Annotated in this window: 16 protein-coding genes; 6 read left to right on the plus strand and 10 right to left on the minus strand. The window is 70.7% G+C overall.

The features are described 5' to 3' along the window. Positions 1-66 precede the first annotated feature (66 nt). The 8 genes from lipB to AC0T5L_RS13390 all read right to left on the minus strand — a co-directional run bounded on the left by lipB (position 67) and on the right by AC0T5L_RS13390 (position 9,973). Positions 67-771: a lipoyl(octanoyl) transferase LipB gene (lipB, locus tag AC0T5L_RS13355; protein WP_476165749.1), complete on the minus strand. Its 705-nt coding sequence runs from the start codon at positions 769-771 to the stop codon at positions 67-69. 9 nt (positions 772-780) lie between these two features. Further along, a complete protein-coding gene (locus AC0T5L_RS13360) occupies positions 781-1,713 on the minus strand; it encodes a TIGR01777 family oxidoreductase (RefSeq protein ID WP_476165750.1) in 933 nt (310 codons plus the stop codon). Positions 1,714-2,065: 352 nt separating this feature from the next. After that, positions 2,066-2,632, minus strand: a complete 567-nt coding sequence (locus tag AC0T5L_RS13365; RefSeq protein WP_476165751.1) for an NADPH-dependent FMN reductase — start codon at positions 2,630-2,632, stop codon at positions 2,066-2,068. 268 nt (positions 2,633-2,900) lie between these two features. After that, complete coding sequence (gene sucB, locus AC0T5L_RS13370; RefSeq protein ID WP_476165752.1) at positions 2,901-4,691, minus strand: 2-oxoglutarate dehydrogenase, E2 component, dihydrolipoamide succinyltransferase; 1,791 nt, start codon at positions 4,689-4,691, stop codon at positions 2,901-2,903. Between the two features lie 107 nt (positions 4,692-4,798). Then, the gene (gene lpdA / locus AC0T5L_RS13375; protein WP_476165753.1) at positions 4,799-6,175 is read right to left on the minus strand and encodes a dihydrolipoyl dehydrogenase; all 1,377 of its coding nucleotides are present in this window, start codon (positions 6,173-6,175) and stop codon (positions 4,799-4,801) included. 143 nt (positions 6,176-6,318) lie between these two features. Continuing rightward, complete coding sequence (locus AC0T5L_RS13380; RefSeq protein WP_476165754.1) at positions 6,319-7,824, minus strand: leucyl aminopeptidase; 1,506 nt, start codon at positions 7,822-7,824, stop codon at positions 6,319-6,321. 320 nt (positions 7,825-8,144) lie between these two features. Continuing rightward, a complete protein-coding gene (locus AC0T5L_RS13385; protein ID WP_476165824.1) occupies positions 8,145-8,903 on the minus strand; it encodes an adenosylcobinamide-GDP ribazoletransferase in 759 nt (252 codons plus the stop codon). Positions 8,904-8,977: 74 nt separating this feature from the next. Beyond that, entirely contained in the window at positions 8,978-9,973 is a 996-nt protein-coding gene (locus AC0T5L_RS13390) for a bifunctional adenosylcobinamide kinase/adenosylcobinamide-phosphate guanylyltransferase (RefSeq protein ID WP_476165755.1), read from the minus strand. A gap of 611 nt (positions 9,974-10,584) precedes the next feature. Here AC0T5L_RS13390 and AC0T5L_RS13395 point away from each other — a divergent pair. Continuing rightward, on the plus strand, positions 10,585-10,791 hold the full coding sequence (locus AC0T5L_RS13395; RefSeq protein ID WP_476165756.1) for a hypothetical protein: 207 nt from the start codon (positions 10,585-10,587) through the stop codon (positions 10,789-10,791). 134 nt (positions 10,792-10,925) lie between these two features. On the opposite strand, the gene AC0T5L_RS13400 is transcribed toward AC0T5L_RS13395, so the two are convergent. Beyond that, on the minus strand, positions 10,926-11,930 hold the full coding sequence (locus AC0T5L_RS13400) for an aldo/keto reductase family protein (protein WP_476165757.1): 1,005 nt from the start codon (positions 11,928-11,930) through the stop codon (positions 10,926-10,928). A gap of 221 nt (positions 11,931-12,151) precedes the next feature. Continuing rightward, positions 12,152-12,811 carry a DUF3043 domain-containing protein gene (locus AC0T5L_RS13405; RefSeq protein ID WP_476165758.1) on the minus strand — a complete coding sequence of 220 codons (660 nt, stop codon included), beginning with the start codon at positions 12,809-12,811 and terminating at the stop codon, positions 12,152-12,154. Positions 12,812-12,922: 111 nt separating this feature from the next. Here AC0T5L_RS13405 and AC0T5L_RS13410 point away from each other — a divergent pair, with 111 nt between their 5' ends. The 5 genes from AC0T5L_RS13410 to AC0T5L_RS13430 all read left to right on the plus strand — a co-directional run bounded on the left by AC0T5L_RS13410 (position 12,923) and on the right by AC0T5L_RS13430 (position 17,177). After that, the gene (locus tag AC0T5L_RS13410) at positions 12,923-13,696 is read left to right on the plus strand and encodes a PspA/IM30 family protein (RefSeq protein ID WP_476165759.1); all 774 of its coding nucleotides are present in this window, start codon (positions 12,923-12,925) and stop codon (positions 13,694-13,696) included. Then, positions 13,693-13,971: a PspA-associated protein PspAA gene (gene pspAA / locus AC0T5L_RS13415; RefSeq protein WP_476165760.1), complete on the plus strand. Its 279-nt coding sequence runs from the start codon at positions 13,693-13,695 to the stop codon at positions 13,969-13,971. The genes AC0T5L_RS13410 and pspAA overlap by 4 nt, the downstream gene beginning before the upstream one ends. A 443-nt stretch (positions 13,972-14,414) precedes the next feature. Further along, positions 14,415-15,335: a zinc metalloprotease HtpX gene (gene htpX, locus AC0T5L_RS13420; protein ID WP_476165761.1), complete on the plus strand. Its 921-nt coding sequence runs from the start codon at positions 14,415-14,417 to the stop codon at positions 15,333-15,335. 50 nt (positions 15,336-15,385) lie between these two features. Next, positions 15,386-15,982: a PspA-associated protein PspAB gene (gene pspAB, locus AC0T5L_RS13425; protein WP_476165762.1), complete on the plus strand. Its 597-nt coding sequence runs from the start codon at positions 15,386-15,388 to the stop codon at positions 15,980-15,982. A 91-nt stretch (positions 15,983-16,073) separates the two neighbouring features. Continuing rightward, on the plus strand, positions 16,074-17,177 hold the full coding sequence (locus AC0T5L_RS13430; protein WP_476165763.1) for a glycerate kinase family protein: 1,104 nt from the start codon (positions 16,074-16,076) through the stop codon (positions 17,175-17,177). Positions 17,178-17,309: the final 132 nt, after the last annotated feature.

The raw sequence follows: 17,309 nt of genomic DNA on the forward strand, positions 1-17,309 counted from the left end.
CGGGGACCCTTCCGCCCCTTGTGGGGGCGCTTCGTCCCTGCGGGGACTGGCTCATGATGTGGTGTGTCATCCACGGGCGGTGGTGTCGGAGAGCAGTTCGGCGCCGTCGGCGTGGCTGTACCCCTCCGCGCCGAGAATGTCCGCCAGGTGGCGTTCCATCCGCGGTCGCACGTCGGCCACGGTCACGTCGCGCCCCAGCTCGGCGGAGAGCGAGGTGGTCCCGGCGTCGGTGATACCGCACGGGATGATCCGGTCGTACCACGACAAGTCATTGTTGCAGTTCAACGCGAGTCCGTGCATACCGACCCCGCGGGCGATCCGGCAGCCGATGGCGGCCACCTTGCGCTCGACCAGGCCGCGCTCGGGATCGGCGTCCAGCCACACCCCGGTGCGCCCCTCCACCCGCCTGCCGGTCAGGCCGTACTCCGCGATGGTTCGGATGATGGCCTCCTCCAGCATCCGCACGTAGGCGATCACGTCCACGGGGTCCGGCATCCGGACGATGGGGTACACCGTCAGCTGTCCGGGGCCGTGCCAGGTGATCTTGCCGCCCCGGTCGATGTCCACGACGGGCGCCCCGGGATCGGTGATGGGACGATCCCACCTCCCGGTGCGCTTTCCGGCGGTGTAGACGGGCTCGTGTTCCAGGAACAGGACGGTGTCGGCCACCTCATCGGCGACGCGGCGCTCGTGGAGCCACTTCTGTAGATCCCAGCCCTGGTGGTACGGGACGGGAGTGTCGCCCAGCCATGCGTAAACGAGATCACTCACACACCCACCTTACGCCCCGGTTGAGGGCGCGGGTCTGGCCAGGATGTCGGATAGCGCACTGTCGAGGGAGGGCAGGGCGAAGGAATATCCGGCCTTGGCCAGGCGTTCGGGCACGGTCTTCAGGTCGGTCAGCGCCGTCTCCTCCGCGAAGTCCCCCAGGGTCGCGCGCAGCACCGCCGCAGGGACCGGCAGGAGCACCGGGCGCCTCAGGACCCTGCCCAGCGCCTGGGAGAAGGCCGTGTTGCTCACCGGTTCCGGCGCACACATGTTCACCGGTCCGGTGACCTCGGGGTGCTCCAGCAGGAAGCGCACGGCCCCGATGTGGTCGCGCATGGCGATCCAACTCATGTACTGCGTGCCTGTTCCCAGGCGGCCGCCCAACCCGGCCCGGTACAGCGGCAGCAGCGTGCGCAGCAGGCCGCCCGAGCGGTCGAGCACCACCGCGGTGCGCATGTGGGCCACCGACAGGCCCGCTTCGCGGGCAGGGGTGGTGGCCTCCTCCCAGTCCTGGCACACTCCGGCCAGGAACCCGGCGCCCGGCGGGCTGTCCTCAGCGGCCGCGTGCCCGCCGGTGTCGCCGTAGTAGTGCGTTCCCGACGCGGCCAGCAGGCGCGGGGGAGGGCTGTCCATGCCAGCCAGCGCCTGGCACAGCGTGCGGGTGCCGCGTATCCGGCTGCGCCGGATGAGGCTGCGCCGGTGCCGTGTCCACAGGGCCGGGCCGATCGGAGCACCGGCCAGGTGCACCACGGCGTCGGTCCCGTGCAGGGCCACGGTGTCCACCCGTCCCTGTTCGGGGCGCCACTCCGCCTCCTCCACGCCCGGCGGGTGCTGCCCCCGCGGCAGGTGTCGCACCATGCGCACCACCGTGTGTCCGTCGTCGAGGAGGGACGCCTCCAGAGCCCTGCCGATGAGTCCTGATGCCCCCGTGATAGCCACTCTCATGGTCCAGGGTCTACCCGCAGGATCCCGTGACTCGCTTGAAGGGGGCCACCGAAGGCGTCTCCCGGGGCACCCGCCGGTTTTTCTTCGGCTTTTTCCGCGAAAGAGCTGCGGAGGAGCACCCGGTTCTTCTACCTTGAAGGTGGGACAGGAACTCCGCGTCACCGCGGAGATACTGTGGGCGACGCGCTGTCGGGCTGGCTGCCGCGCGCCCGACCACAGACCTTTGATGATGGGGATCATCAGGGGATGGTGATTGGTGGGGTAGAAAGGCGGGGCGGTGCCGTGAGGCACCGCCCCGCTGTTTCCGGCTTCGCGGCCGGGGCGTGTCCGGTGGGTGTGCGCCGAACCCGAGCTAGCCCGGGTAGGGGCGCCGCTCCCGGGCCTCGCGCAGGGCCAGCGCCCACCACGCCAGTTGGCGCAGCATCCGCTCCACGGCCGCCTCCGCCGCCGACATGTCCATCACCGGCTCGCCCCCGGCGCCGAACATCGTCTGCGCGTTGTGCAGGCTGACCGTGTCTCGGACCGTGGCGGTGTGCAGCTCCGAGAAGACCGACCGCAGCTGCTCGATGGCCCGCAGCCCTCCCGACATCCCGCCGTAGGAGACGAACCCGACCGCCTTGCCGAACCACTCCTGGCGCGCGGCGTCGATGGCGCTCTTGAGCTCACCGGGGTAGCCGTGGTTGTACTCGGGGGTCACCACCACGAACCCGTCGGCGGCGTCCACCGTCCGCGCCGACTCCGGAGCCATCGGTCCCCCGTGGCCGTCCGCCGGGCTGATGTCGTCCACGTCCAGGAAGTCGAACTCCACGTCCGGGTCCGGGTACTTGACGGCGCGGTCCACGAACCAGCGCGAAACGGCGGGTCCGGTGCGGCCTCTGCGGTTACCACCGAGGATGACCGCGATCCGAAGGTTGTCCATGTGGGTCCTTGCTTCTTGGTGCCGTCTCGGCCCACGGGAGAGCGGGCACGTCGGGCGGGCACGCGCGGACCGGCTCTGCCCTGGCGGGAAAGGAGCCGCGCGGCGCACCGTCGGTTCTTCGGGACGGGCCAACGCTAGAACCTCAACAGTGCCTGAGGTCAAATCGGGCCAGTCCAGGAGGGCTGCCTGGAGAAGCGGTCCCCGAAGGACGACGCCGGGCCGGGTGCCTCGGGACGGCACCCGGCCCGGCGGGGTCACGCGGGAGGGGTCAGGCCAGGCCCACCTCGTTCTCGAAGGCGCCCTCCTCCAGGCGGCCCTTCAGCGCCTGGAGGAAGCGCCCGGCGTCGGCGCTGTCGATCAGGCGGTGGTCGTGGGCCAGCGACAGGTACACCATCGAGCGCACCGCGATCACCTCGTCGCCCATGGACCGGTCCTCGACCACGACGGGACGCTTGACGACCGCGCCGGTGCCCAGGATCGCCACCTGCGGCTGATTGATGATCGGAGTGCCGAACAGCGCGCCGGTGCAGCCGGTCTCGGCGATGGTGAACGTACCGCCGCCCAGCTCGTCCGGGCCGAGCTTGCCGGTGTGGGCGCGCTCGGTCAGGTCCGTGATACTGCGTGCCAGGGGGCTCAGGCCCAGCCTGCTCGCCTCCTTGACCACCGGGGCGAGCAGGCCGCGCTCGGTGTCCACCGACACGGCGAGGTTCTCCACGTCGTGGTAGGTCACCTCCTGCTTGTCGCTGTCGACCACCGCGTTGAGCTTGGGGTGGGACCGCAGGGCCTCCACCGCGGCCAGCGCGAAGAACGGGAAGAAGTCCAGCGAGATGCCCTCGCGCTCGGCGAAGCGGTCGGCGGCCTGTTCGCGCAGGCGGGCGATCTTGGTGACGTCCACCTCGATGACCTGTGTGGTCGTGGCCGAGACGTGCAGCGACTCCACCATCCGGTCCGCGATGGACAGGCGCAGGCGGCTGAGCTTCTCGGTGCGGCCGCGCAGCGAGGCGTCGTCCCCCACCTTGCTCGGGGTCGAGGACGGGGCCGGGGCGGCGGCGCGCGCGGCGTTCTGCTCCTCGGCGGCCCTGAGCACGTCCTGCTTGCGCACGCGTCCGCCCACGCCGGTGCCCTCGACACGGCCCAGGTCCACGCCGTGCTCGGCGGCGAGCTTGCGCACCAGCGGCGTCACGTAGGCCTCGGTCCCGGAGTCGGTGCCCGAGGCCTGGCCGGTGCCGCTGAGGGTCCCGATGTCCACGGACGGCGCGTCGTCGGTCTGTTCCTTACGCGCGGCGGGTGCGGCCTTGGGAGCGGGCGCGGGCTTCTCCGCGGCGGGCTCCGGCGCGGGCTTCTCCGCGGCGGGCTCGGGCTGCGGTTCGGCCCTGGGCGGCGCGGGCGCCTCGGAGGTGGCCGGGGGCTCGTCACCGGTACCACCGATGACGGCGATCTCCGCGCCGATCTCCACGGTCTCGTCCTCGTCGACGAGGACCTTGGTGAGTACACCGGCCGCCGGTGATGGGATCTCGGTGTCCACCTTGTCGGTGGAGACCTCAAGGAGCGGCTCGTCTACCTCGACGGTGTCGCCGACGCTCTTCAGCCACTGTGTGACAGTGCCCTCGGTGACGCTCTCACCCAGGGCCGGCATGGTCACCGACGTCTTGGGGCCGTCGGAGGAGGACTCGGACGGCGCGGACGGGGCGGGCTCGGGTTCGGGCTCGGGTTCAGCCGCGGGCTCGGGCTCGGGTTCAGGCTCGGGGGCGGGTTCCTCGGCCGCCTCCGGCTGGGATGTCTCGGCGGCGGGCTCGGCGCCCCCCTCGTCGGCACTCTCGCCCTCGCCGCCGATGATGGCGATCTCCGCGCCGATCTCCACGGTCTCGTCCTCGTCGACGAGGACCTTGGTGAGTACACCGGCCGCCGGTGATGGGATCTCGGTGTCCACCTTGTCGGTGGAGACCTCAAGGAGCGGCTCGTCTACCTCGACGGTGTCGCCCACGTTCTTCAGCCACTGGGTAACGGTCCCTTCGGTGACACTCTCACCCAGGGCGGGCATGGAAACGGAAGTCGGCATGGGTTCCTCGTTGGATCTGGGCGCGGTCTCTGCCCAACCCCTTGACTGGTGGGCAGCGCGGATATGTGCGGGGGCGGGCCTTGGTGGCCCGCCCCCGGATGGTGCGGTCAGTCGTGAACGTGAAGCGGCTTGCCCGCCAGCGCCAGGTGTGCTTCGCCCAGCGCCTCGGACTGGCTTGGGTGCGGGTGGACCAGTTGCGCCACCTCGGAGGGCAGAGCCTCCCAGTTGTAGATCAGCTGGCTCTCGGCGACCAGCTCGCCGACACGGCTGCCGACCATGTGGACGCCCAGTACCCGGCCGTCCTTCTCGGCGATGACCTTCACCGCGCCCTGCGTTTGCAGGATCTGGCTCTTGCCGTTGCCCGCGAGGCTGTAGTCCATCTCCACGATGTCGTGGCCGCGCTCCTTGGCGACCTCGGAGGTCAGGCCCACGGACGCGACCTCGGGCTCGCAGTACGTGACGCGGGGAACACCGTCGTAGTCGATCGCGGGCGGGTTCTGCCCCGCGATGTGCTCGGCGACGAAGATGCCCTCGGCGAAGCCCACGTGGGCGAGCTGGAGGGTGGGGATGAGGTCGCCCACGGCGTAGACGTTGCCCACGCCGGTGTGCAGGTTCTCGTTCACCTGGACGAAACCGCGGTCCAGGGTGACGCCCTGCTCCTCATAGCCCAGGCCCTCCGAGACGGGTCCGCGGCCGATGGCGACCAGCAGGATCTCGGCGTCCAGGGTCTTGCCGCCCTTGAGGGTGACGGTCACGCCGGAGTCGGTGGTCTTGACCGACTCGAACGGGGTGCCCAGCTCGGACTTGATCTTGCGCTTGCGGAAGGCGCGCTCCAGCAGCTTGGAGCTCGACTCCTCCTCCACGGGCACCAGGTGGGGCAGGGCCTCGACGATGGTGACGTCGGCGCCGTAGGAGCGCCACACACTGGCGAACTCCACACCGATCACGCCGCCGCCCAGGACGATGACCGACTCTGGGACACGGTCCAGGTTCAGGGCCTGGTCGCTGGTCATGACCTTCTCGCCGTCGATGTCCAGGCCCAGGGTCTTGGGCTTGGAACCGGTGGCCAGCAGGATGTTGCGGCCCTTGTAGACGGTGCCGCCGACGGTGACCTCGTCCTTGCCGGTGAGCTTGCCCTCGCCCTCCACGACGGTGATCTTACGGGACTTGACCAGGCCGCTCAGGCCCTTGAACAGGCCGCTGACCACCTTGTCCTTGTACTTGTGCACGGCCTCGATGTCGATGCCCTCGAAGGTGGCCCTGACACCGAAGTTCTCGCTCTCCTTGGCGGAGTCGGCGACCTCGGCCGAGTGCAGCAGGGCCTTGGTGGGGATGCAGCCGCGGTGCAGGCAGGTGCCGCCGAGCTTGTCTTTTTCGATCAGGACGACGCTCATGTCCAGCTCAGCGGCGCGCAGTGCCGCCGCGTAGCCGCCGCTGCCGCCGCCAAGGACGACGAGGTCGAAGGTGCCGCCGCTCTCACTCACGGGAACGAACTCCTTGTTGTGGCTGGTGATGGGTGGTGGGACCACGGCCGGGAACTGGGGAAACGGGGGGCGGTGTCCGCGGCCGTGGCGCCGGGGAGGAGCGGGTGCTCTGGCTCACAGGGCCCCCGCCCCGTCCACGGGGACTACCTGGCGTACTCCTCGGCGATGCGGACCAGGGTGCGTGTGCCCGCGCCGGTGCCGCCCTTCGGGGTGTAGCCGTGCGGGCCGCCATGGTTGAAGGACGGACCCGCGATGTCGAGGTGCGCCCACTTGACGCCGTCCTCGACGAACTCCTTGAGGAAGATGCCCGCGGAGAGCATGCCGCCCCACCGCTCGCCCGCCACGTTGGCGATGTCGGCGACCGAGGAGTCCAGACCCGAGCGCAGCTCCTCGGGCAGGGGCATCGGCCAGGAGGCCTCGCCCGCGGTGCCCGCGGCGGAGACGATCTCGCCGCGCACGTCATCGTCGTTGGACATGACCGCGAACACGCGGGTGCCGAGCGCGACCAGCTGGGCGCCGGTCAGGGTGGCGATGTCCACGACCAGGTCGGGCTCGTCCTCCTGCGCACGGACCAGGGCGTCGGCCATGACCAGGCGCCCCTCAGCGTCGGTGTTGAGGACCTCGACGGTCTTGCCGCCGTAGATGCTCAGCACGTCGGAGGGGCGCTGGGCGGTGCCGCTGGGCATGTTCTCGGCCACGGCCAGGTAGCCGATGGCGTTGACCTTCAGGCCCAGGGCGGCGATGGCGCGCATGGCGGCGAGTACGGAGGCGGCACCGGCCATGTCGGACTTCATCCAGTCCATCGAGCCCGCGGGCTTGAGGGACAGGCCGCCGGAGTCGAACGTGATGCCCTTGCCGACGAAGGCGATGGTTCGGGTGGCTTCCGGATGGGTGTGGGAGAGGCGGACCATGCGAGGCGGATTGACCGAGCCCTGGCCGACACCGGTCAGGCCGCCGTAGCCGCCCTCGGACAGGGCGCGCTCGTCCAGGACCTCGATCTGGAGACCGTTCTGCTGGGCGATCTCCTGGGAGGCGGAGGCCATGTCCTCGGGGACCAGGTCGGCCGGGGCGGTGTTGACCAGGTCGCGCGTGAGGTTGACGGCATCGGCCAGGACGGCGGCGCGCTCGGCGGCGTTCCCGGCGTCGGAGGCGGAGGAGGCCAGGACCAGTTCGGTGGTCGTGTCGGCCTTCTTGCCGTCACCGGTGCGGTACCGGTCGAAGCCGTAGACGCCCAGCCGGGCACCGAGGGCGACGGCCTCGGCTTCGGCGGCGGTCTGCGCGGGCAGGGCCAGGACGACCCGGCCCGCGCCCTCGGGGCGCGAGTTCAGGGAACGCAGCGCGGCACCGGCCGCGCGGGACAAGGTATCGGAGTCGACAGGGCCCTCGGCGGGCGCCGGGCCGAGACCGACCGCGACGACGACCGGGGCCTTGACGGCTCCGAGGGAGGCAATGGTGTGCACCTCCTCGGGTGCGCCGCTCGCTCCCAGGAGCGACAGGGTCTGGCCGAGGCCGCCGGAGAAGGCGGCGTCGACGTCATGCGCGCCCGACGCGGGTTCCGGAGCGTCGCCTCCGGAGTGGTAACCGACGACAACTGCGTCGGCGTCGAGCGAACTGGGGGTCTCCGTATTTACTGACAACGACGTGCTCACATCCCTGATGCTAGTCGCCCCGCGCGCTCGGCAGCGACGCGGCGCCCCGGGGTGAAAGGGGCTCTGACGCGGCGCTGTGCGCGATCACGGAATGCGGGGGTTCCCCGGGGCGGCCCCGGTCCGCTCGGGCGGGGAGGGGGGCTCTGGCCGCCGGTGGAGCGCGTCGTGCGCCCTCTGCCGGGGGCGGCGATTCCCCGCACGTGGAAAGCATGAAACCCGATGTGAAAAAATGTGATGATGACGACACCGGGGTTCCCGGAGACTACCCGCTGGTAGGAAACCGCCTGGTGAGAACCGTCTCCCACGCCGGGACCGGGATTTCACCCCCAGGCGGAGGCCGCTGCGGCCACCACGAGTACCATCGTCGCCGCCGACTCCACCAGTGCGCCCAGCACGTCTCCGGTGACACCGCCCAGCCGCCGTACCGCCCTGCGCAGCACGCCGCCCGCCACGAGCAGGCCCGCGGCCGCCGCGAGCACGCACGCCGGCGCGAACGCCGGTGCGTGCGCCCAGCCCGCCAGGCACACCGCGACCGTGAACGCACCGGCCACCAGCGCACCCGGCCAGCGCACGGTCCCCGCCACGAACGCGCCCAGTCCCTCGGGCCGTGCCGACGGCACGCGCGGCGTGCACGCCAGCGTCACCGCGAGCCGTCCCGCCGTCCCGGCCGCCGCCGCGCCCGTCAGAGCCGCCCAGGGCGAGGCCGCCGCCAGTTGGCCCAGTGCCAGCACCTGCGCGCCCAGCACGACCACCAGGGTGATCACGCCGAACGGACCGATGTCGGAGCGCCTCATCACCTCCAGGGCACCCTCGGCCGGTCGGCCGCTACCCAGTCCGTCGGCCAGATCGGCGAGCCCGTCCAGGTGCAGCCCCCGGGTCAGCAGCGCGGCCAGGCCAACGGCGAGCACCGCCGCCAGCGGCCCGGACAGCCCCGCCGCCGCACCGAGTACGGCCACCGCACCGGTCAGGCCGCCCAGGAGCGCGCCCAGCACGGGTGCCCACACCATCGCCCATCCGGCGGCGGGGAGGTCCACCCGCTCCACCCGCACGGGGAACACGGTGAACGTCCCCAACGCCATCCGTGCGCCGGCGGCCGCGTCGGCGGGGCCGGAGCCATGGGCGGGGTCCGGGGGGCCGCCGTGGGCCGCACCGGTCACGGAAGCTCCATGACACGGCCCGCGGTCACCAGCGCGACCTCCTCGGACTCGGCGCCCACCCGCTGGTTCAACCGGCCCAGATGGTCGCGGAACAGTCCCCCCGCGCGTGTCGCGGGCACCACGCCCGACCCCACCTCGTTGGTGACCGCCACGACGTAGGCCTGGGTGGAGCGCCAGGCCTCCAGCAGTTCGCGCACCTCGGCCTCCACCCGCTCCTCGGCGTTGGGGGGAGGGGTCTCCTCCCACAGTCCGGCCTCGCCCATCACCCAGGTCAGCCACGTGCCCAGGCAGTCCACCAGTACCGCGCCCCGGGACCGTTTGAGCACCCCTGCCAGGTCGGTGGTCTGCTCGGTACGCCACCACCACGGGCGGCGCCTTATGTGCCGGGCCACGCGGTCGGCCCACGCGGGGTCCTTCACCGCGTCCGGTCTCGGACCGGTCGCCGCGTACAGCACCTTCGGCTCGGCCATCAGGCGCAGTTCGGCCTCGGTGGACTTGCCCGAGCGGGCGCCCCCGGTCACCAGCGTCCTGTGCGGGCCGTGCGGCCGCGACTCCGGCCATACGACGGGCGGGCACGACAGGACCTGCCCGTCGCCCGGTACCAGGGCGCCCCACAGTCGCGCTCGCCGGGCGAACTCCGCGGGGGAGCGGACACGGTGGTCGCCGCCGACCGCCACGACGGCCGTGGTCACCCCGATCACCCCTGAGCGGCGCAGCTCGCCGATCACCTCCGGGCGCCGCGCCGCGTCCACGATGACCATGTCCACCTGCTGGTCGGGGCGGATCGAGGAGTAGCCGGAGGAGCCCTCCGCCCGTGCCTCCACCGGCGGGACGCCGGGCAGGGGACCGGGACCCGTGCGGGCGCACAGCAGCCTGCCGCCGTCGGGGCCCTCCACCAGGACGCCGTCGGGTGTCGGAGCCACTGAGTACCCCGGAGGTACCGTGCCCACCGCACCCGCCTCACGGATACGGAAGCGGTCGTCCACTGTCACGCGCAGGGGCAGACGCCGCTCCGCGAGGGCCTTTTTACAGGAGGCGCAGGTGCACTGCGGGGCGGGCCACCCCGCGTGACCGGCCGTCCCGGGAAAACGGATACGCACCCAAAGAGTAAACCGCATGCTCCACCAAGCCTTGGTCAGCTGCTCGGCCCTGAAGGACCGGGCTCGCTGGTAGAGGCCCGGCTGGCTGCCGGACCGACCTCCCGCGTCCAGACAGTTCCCAGGAACCGTCGTTCGCGCAGACCCCGGTAGGTGAGCTCGCGCAGACCATGGTCGCTCATCACGTCCTGTTCGTGGGCCAGGCGCGCGGCCTGAGTGGCGTGGTGGTTGGGCCCGCTTCCAGCGCCGTCGCCTGCTCGGGCGAGGGCGTGAGCTTGAGCCGCACCACGATCGTCGGCACGCCCACCATCGTGTCCCGGGCCAGTGACGGAACGAGACCGCATACGCTCCGGCCAGAGTGACGTACACCACTTTTCGCTCGATACGGCCCGCGTTGGCGATTCCTCCCGGGTCTGAAGGCCCGGGGCTCCTCACCAAGGCAAGCTGAAGGGGCATCCTGGACCCAGGACGCACTCCCGATCAGTCTTTAGGAACGGTGGTCGAACATGGCGTGGACCTGGCGGTACTACGGAGCCGAGGGTTCCGGCCCGGCGGGGCGGGGCCTGCCCTCCGAGTCGTTCACCTCGCGGGGAGACGCGGAGAGCTGGCTGGGTGAGAACTGGGAGGAGCTCGCCGAGGGCGGCGTGAACCGGGTCGCCCTGTGGGAGGGCGACAAGGAGGTCTACGCGATGTCCCTGGAACCCGTCGAGTAGGTCGGCCCGTCGGGGACGGACGCGAAGGGCCCCGGCCACCCCGGGTGGCCGGGGCCCGACGCGCGCAAGCGCGACGGCCGGGTGCGTCCGGGCGGTGCTTTCCCCGGGGCTCCGCCCCGCCCCGTGTCCACGACCTAGCCGCGGATGTTCTCCGGGCTCTTGGTCAGCGCCGGGTCGCGCTGGACGCTGTCGCCGAGGACCTCGTCGATCCTGGCGAGCAGCCCTTCGTCGAGCTTGACCCCGGCGGCCTTGACGTTGTCCTCCACCTGCCCGGGGCGGGAGGCGCCGATGATCGCGGTCGACACGTTCGCGTTCTGTAGCACCCAGGCCACGGCCAGCTGGGCCAGGGACAGGTCCACCTCGGCGGCCAGCGGCTCCAGCTTCTGCACGCGTTCCAGCAGCGTCTGGTTCTCCAGCGGGCCGCGCAGGAAGTGCCCGCTGTTGGGGTCGGTGGCGCGCGAACCGGCGGGCAGTTCCTGGCCGGGCTTGTACTTGCCGGTCAGGACTCCGCCGGCGATCGGCGACCACACGACCTGGCCGATGCCCTCGCGCTCGGAGAGCGGGACGACCTCGGCCTCGATGACCCGCCACAGCATGTTGTACTGCGGCTGGCTGGAGACGATCCGGTCGAAGCCCATCTCGTCGGCGATCTTGAGCGCCCGCTCGATCTCCTCGGCACGCCACTCCGACACACCGATGTAGAGGGCCTTGCCCTGGCGGACCAGGTCCTCGAAGGCCCGCATGGTCTCCTCCAGCGGTGTGGAGTAGTCGAACCGGTGCGCCTGGTACAGGTCCAGGTAGTCGGTTCCCAGACGGCGCAGGGAGTCCTCGGCGCCGCGGATGATGTGCTTGCGGGACAAGCCCTTGTCGTTCCTGCCCTCGCCCATGGGCCAGAAGACCTTGGAGAAGATCTCCAGCCCGTCCCGGCGCTCGCCCTTCAGGGCACGGCCGAGCACCTCCTCAGCCCTGCCCTGGGCGTAGACGTCGGCGGTGTCGAACGTGGTGATGCCGGCGTCCAGTGCCGCGCGGACACAGGCCTTGGCCGTGTCCTCCTCCACCTGGGAGCCGTGCGTGATCCAGTTCCCGTAGGCGATCTCGCTGACCATGAGACCGCTGTTGCCTAGATGCCGAAAGTCCATGTCAAGCACTCTAATAGGGAATTGCGGCGCTTCGCGAGGTTTTCCGTCGCGTGTGCGAGCTCGGGTGGGAACGCTCCCGTAGGGAGGCGAAGTGAAGGGCCGGTGCGGACACCGGCCCTACTCACACTGATCGGTTCGGGGGACGGGGAAGAGGGACCGCGTCTCGTGCTTGACCGCGAGCTCGCGACCCCGGGCTGCCTCAGCATCCGGGCGGACACTTCCTAGCGCGCGCCGCGCGGGGTGGGGTCCTGGCGGACCTTGATCCGAGGCTTGGGCAGGCGCAGGCGGCGGAACTGTATCTGGCGCATGACCGAGTACCATCCGATCCCCTTGACGGCCGGGTCGTTGGGGAAGTACTCGGCGGCGCGCTTCTTGACCGTCCGGGATATCAGGACTCCCTCGGTCACCATCGTCACCATCATCACCGGCCACATCACGTAGATGACGACGGTCTGGAAGACCGGGTTGTTGAAGAGCACCAGGACGAGGAGCAGGACCGAGAACGGCAGGAAGAACTCGCTGGCGCTGCGGCGGGAGTCGACGAAGTCGCGGGCGAAGGCCCGGGCCTCACCGAGGTCCTGCTGGCGGTAGTAGCGCGCTTCGTCCTTGGGCACGCCCTTGGGGGCGTTGGAACCCCGGGCGCTTGACCCGCGTTGACGTTCAAGACGTTCCCGGTAGGCCCGGTAGGCCTCCTTGCGGGTCTCGGGCGCCTTCAGCGGTCTGCGCGGGGACGTCTCAGATTCCCTGCGCTTTGGGGTGGGGACACCCTTCTTGGGGGTATATCCCTTAGGTTGGGTGGCCTCAGTGGCCTCAGGGCTGGCGGATTCGGCAGTGGCCGAGTCCGGGGCTGCGGAAGCGGAGCGACGTCGGAACACACCCACAGGGTAGCCGCTCGTCGCATTATGGCGACCGCGGGCCAGAGCGCGTAGGGTTGGGCAAAGCGCCCGCTGGGAACAGCCGATGTACGCACCGAGAAGGGGACGGCCACGCTGATGAGCGTGTTTCAGCGACTTTCGATGGTCTTCAAGTCCAAAGCCAACAGGGCTTTGGACTCGGTCGAGGACCCCAGGGAAACACTCGACTACTCGTATCAGAAACAGCTTGAGCTCTTGCAGAAGGTACGTCGTGGTGTGGCCGACGTCGCGACCTCCCGCAAGCGCGTCGAGCTCCAGATCCAGCAGTTGGAGCAGCAGTCCGGCAAGCTGGAGAACCAGAGCCGGGCTGCCTTGACCCAAGGGCGGGAGGACCTCGCCCGCGAGGCCCTGAGCCGTCGCTCCGGCCTGAGCACGCAGATCGAGGGTCTGCGTGAGCAGCACGCCAACCTCCAGGGCGAGGAGCAGAAGCTCACGACGGCGGCGCAGCGTTTGCAGAGCAAGGTGGACTCCTTCCGTACGCGCAAGGAGACCATCAAGGCCAACTACACCGCTGCCCAGGCCCAGACGCAGATCAGTGAGGCCTTCTCGGGGATCTCCGAGGAGATGGGCGACGTCGGCATGGCCGTCCAGCGTGCTGAGGACAAGACCGCCGACATGCAGGCCCGCGCGGGCGCCGTCGACGAGCTGCTCGCCTCCGGCGCGCTCGACGACGTCACCGGCACCGCTCGGGACGACATCCAGGGCGAGCTCGACCGCATGGCCAGCACCACCGGCGTCGACGCCGAGCTGGAGCGCATGAAGATGGAGCTCGGACAGGGCAGTGGCGACTCCGCCCCGCAGATCGAAGGCGGCAACGGCGCTGGCAACACCGGCAACAGGGAGGGCGCGTGATCGTCCGCATCATGGGTGAGGGCCAGCTCGACCTCACCGACGCTGACCTGGAACTGCTCAACTCCTTCGACTCCAAGCTGGAGTCGGCCATTGAGGCGGACGACGAGGCCACGTTCCGAGAGGCTCTGCACGACCTGTTGGAGAAGGTGCGCGAGGACGGCAGCCCGCTGCCGGCCGACGCCCTGGAACCCTCGCAGTTCATCCTCCCGCACGCTGACGCCAGCATGGAGGAAGTGCGGGAAATGCTGCGGAACGACGGGCTCATCCCCGGCTAGAACCGGTCCAGGCGCACTGTTTCCGTCCAGGTGTGCCCGGACAGGATGAGCGGACCCCGACAGGCCAGGCCACGGCCGGTCGGAGTCGCGCTCGGTGCCTGCGCGCGCATGTTTCCAGGCCGCCGTGACCTTGGCAGGGTCACGGCGGCCTTGTCGTGTGCGGGGCCGTTACACCGGTGGCCGCTGTGCGGGTCCGTGGGACGCGGCGGACGGGGACGTCCGGCCGTCCGTGAATCGTGTCCGGCCGTCCAGGAACCGGGACCGGTGCCCCTCCCGTTGGAGTGGTAGGGGAGATGTGGTTCGGGGGACCACAGGTGCCGCGGCGGAGGAAGAGACCGAGAGGACAGCGGGGGCGGAACACGCTGTGAACCGCTTTAACCCCTTTCTCACCTGAGAGAACTAGACTCCGAGACAGTCGACGTGTCGGCGGAGAGGACTACGGCATGGCCGGTTCCAAGTTCAGACCTGACCGAGGGCTGACGACTCGCATGGTGATGACCATGAGCCTCCTCGCCCTGGTCTACATGGCCTTCATCGCCGGGCTGGTGCTGGTCGGACTCAACGTGTGGCTGGTCCTGCTCATCGTCGCCGGATTCGCGCTGTTCAGCTACTTCGCCTCCGACAAGATCGCCATGTTCTCCATGGGCGCCAAGGAGGTCACCCCCCAGCAGGCACCCGATCTGCACGCCGTGATCGACCGGCTGTGCGCCATGGCGGACATGTCCAAGCCCCGCGTGGGGATCGCCGACACCGACGTCCCCAACGCCTTCGCCACCGGGCACAACGAGAAGTCCGCGGTCATCTGCGTGACGACCGGCCTCGTGCGCCGCCTGGAGACCTCCGAACTGGAGGCTGTCCTGGCACACGAGCTGTCCCACGTAGCCCACCGCGACGTCATGGTGATGACCATCGCCGGCTTCCTCGGCATCGTCGCCGGGTTCCTCACCCAGGCCGGGCTGCGCTTCGCCATGTTCAGCGGGGGAATGCGCGGCAACAACAACGGGCCGGCCCCGGCCGTGGTCGCCCTGCTCGTCGTGTTGGTCAGCGCGGTCGCCTGGGTGCTCAGCTTCCTGCTCACCCGGGCGCTGTCGCGCTATCGTGAGCTGTCCGCGGACCGTGCCGCCGCATACCTCACCGGACGCCCGTCCATGCTGGGCAGCGCCCTGACCAAGATCTCCGGGGACATGGCCCGGATCCCCACACGCGACCTGCGCCAGGTGGAGCCGTTCAACGCCTTCTTCTTCGCCCCGGCCTTCTCCCGCAAGGGGTTCAGCTTCAGCCAGCTGATCGCGACCCATCCGCCCATGCAGCAGCGCCTGTCCCAGCTGTCCGACATCTCCCGGCAGCTCGGCCAGGGCGGCTGACCCCGGTCGGCCCGGCCGATCCCATACTCCGAAGGCAGCAAGGGAGCACGATGAGTTTCTGGCGAGCCCTGCTGGGGCGTTCCGCACCGGCCAAGCCCGACCTCGACGCCCTGTTCGGACTGCCCTCGGCATCCGTCACCCTGCGGGCCGCCGCGGGCTTTCGACCCACCGGTACCGGCTCCGTCGCCTTCCGCGCCACGGAGGGCGCCGCCTTCGCCGACCTTCAGAGTGACGTCACCGAGCTGCTCAACACCGGCGAGGGCCCGCCCGTCGACCAGGTCACCGACTCCTACGGCTACACCTGGCTGGTGGTCCGCTCGCAGAACCCTACGGACGCCCAGGGCGGGACCACCGACCCCGACATCACCGGCCTGGTGACCGACCTGCACGCCGTCAACTCCACGCTGGAGGCCAACGGGTACGGGCCCTCCCTGCTGTGTTCCCTGGTCGGCTTCACCGACGGCAGCCGCTCCCTGGGACTGGTCTACCTCTACAAGCGCGGCACCTTCTACCCCTTCGCGCCCGCCGGCGGCCAGCGCAGGGACAACGCTCTCGAGCTCCAGGCCGAGGCAGCCATCGGCAACGACCTGCCCCTGGAGAAGGACCGCTCCCGTTGGTTCCCGGTCTACGGGGCTCCTGGGTTCTGACCAGGGATTATGCGGACTCTGGCCAGGGGTGCCCAGCTCTGACCAGGGGCGCCCCGATTCCGGACGAATGTGGCCTGGCACACTAGTGCCCGTGCGTATCCTCATCGCTCCTGACAAGTTCGCCGGTACTCTCTCCGCGCTCGAAGCCGCCCAGGCCGTCGCAGACGGCTGGCACCGAACCGACCCCTCCGCCCAGGCGGAGCTGCTCCCGCTCTCCGACGGAGGCCCCGGGTTCGTCGAGGTGCTGCACACCGCCCTCGGCGGTGAAGTGCACCGCACCGAGGTGACCGGCCCCCTCGGTGCGCCCGTGGCCGCGGAGTACCTCCTCGACGGCGACACCGCCTACGTGGAGAGTGCCCAGGCCTGCGGCCTCCACCTGGTGCCCGCCGACGACCGCGACCCCGGCCGCACCACCACTTACGGTGTGGGCGAGCTGATCGCCCACGCGGTCCGCGCCGGTGCCCGCACCGTGATCGTCGGCCTCGGCGGCAGTTCCACCAACGACGCCGGCGCGGGGCTCCTCGCAGCCCTCGGCGCCACCCCCGCCAGCCACCTCAGCCACGGCGGCGGCCCCCTGGCCGAGCACGTCGACGCCGTCGGCCTCGAAGCCGCGCACCGGGCCCTGGCCGGGGTCCGCCTCATCGCCGCCACCGACGTCGACAACCCCCTCCTCGGCCTTCACGGCGCCAGTGCCGTCTTCGGTCCGCAGAAGGGCGCCGACTCCGACCAGGTTCAGCGCCTCGACGCCGCCCTCACCGCCTTCGCCGACCGTGTCGACCCCGACAAGGCCACCCGGGACGCCCCCGGTGCCGGTGCCGCGGGCGGCCTGGGCTTCGCCCTGATCCTCCTCGGCGGCACCGTCGAGTCCGGCATCAGCCGCGTGCTCGACTCCGTCCGCCTCGCCGAGCGCCTCGACGGTGCCGATCTCGTCATCACCGGAGAGGGCTCCTTCGACTCCCAGTCCCTGCGCGGCAAGCTTCCGCACGGTGTCGCCCAGGTCGCCAACCAGCACGGCGTCCCCTGCATCGTCACCGCCGGAGCTGTGAAGGTCGGCCGCGCCGAGGCCGCCGACGCCGGGATCACCGAGACCTACTCCCTCGTGGAGTCCGCCGGTTCGGTGGAGGCCGCCATGGACCGCTCCGCAGAGGAGCTGCGCGACCTGGCCGCCGACATCGCCCGCCGCTGGTCCCGGTGAGGACCTGCCCCAGCGCGTAGTCCCCTCGTGCCGGACACGGGCGCTGGGTGCGCCGTCGGCCTGATCCGGACACGAGAACGGCGCCCCGGGAAACTTCCCGGGGCGCCGTTCGTGACCGTGCCGGGTGAGGGC

The sequence above is a fragment of the Nocardiopsis sp. TRM 82005 genome (genome assembly GCF_056312425.1).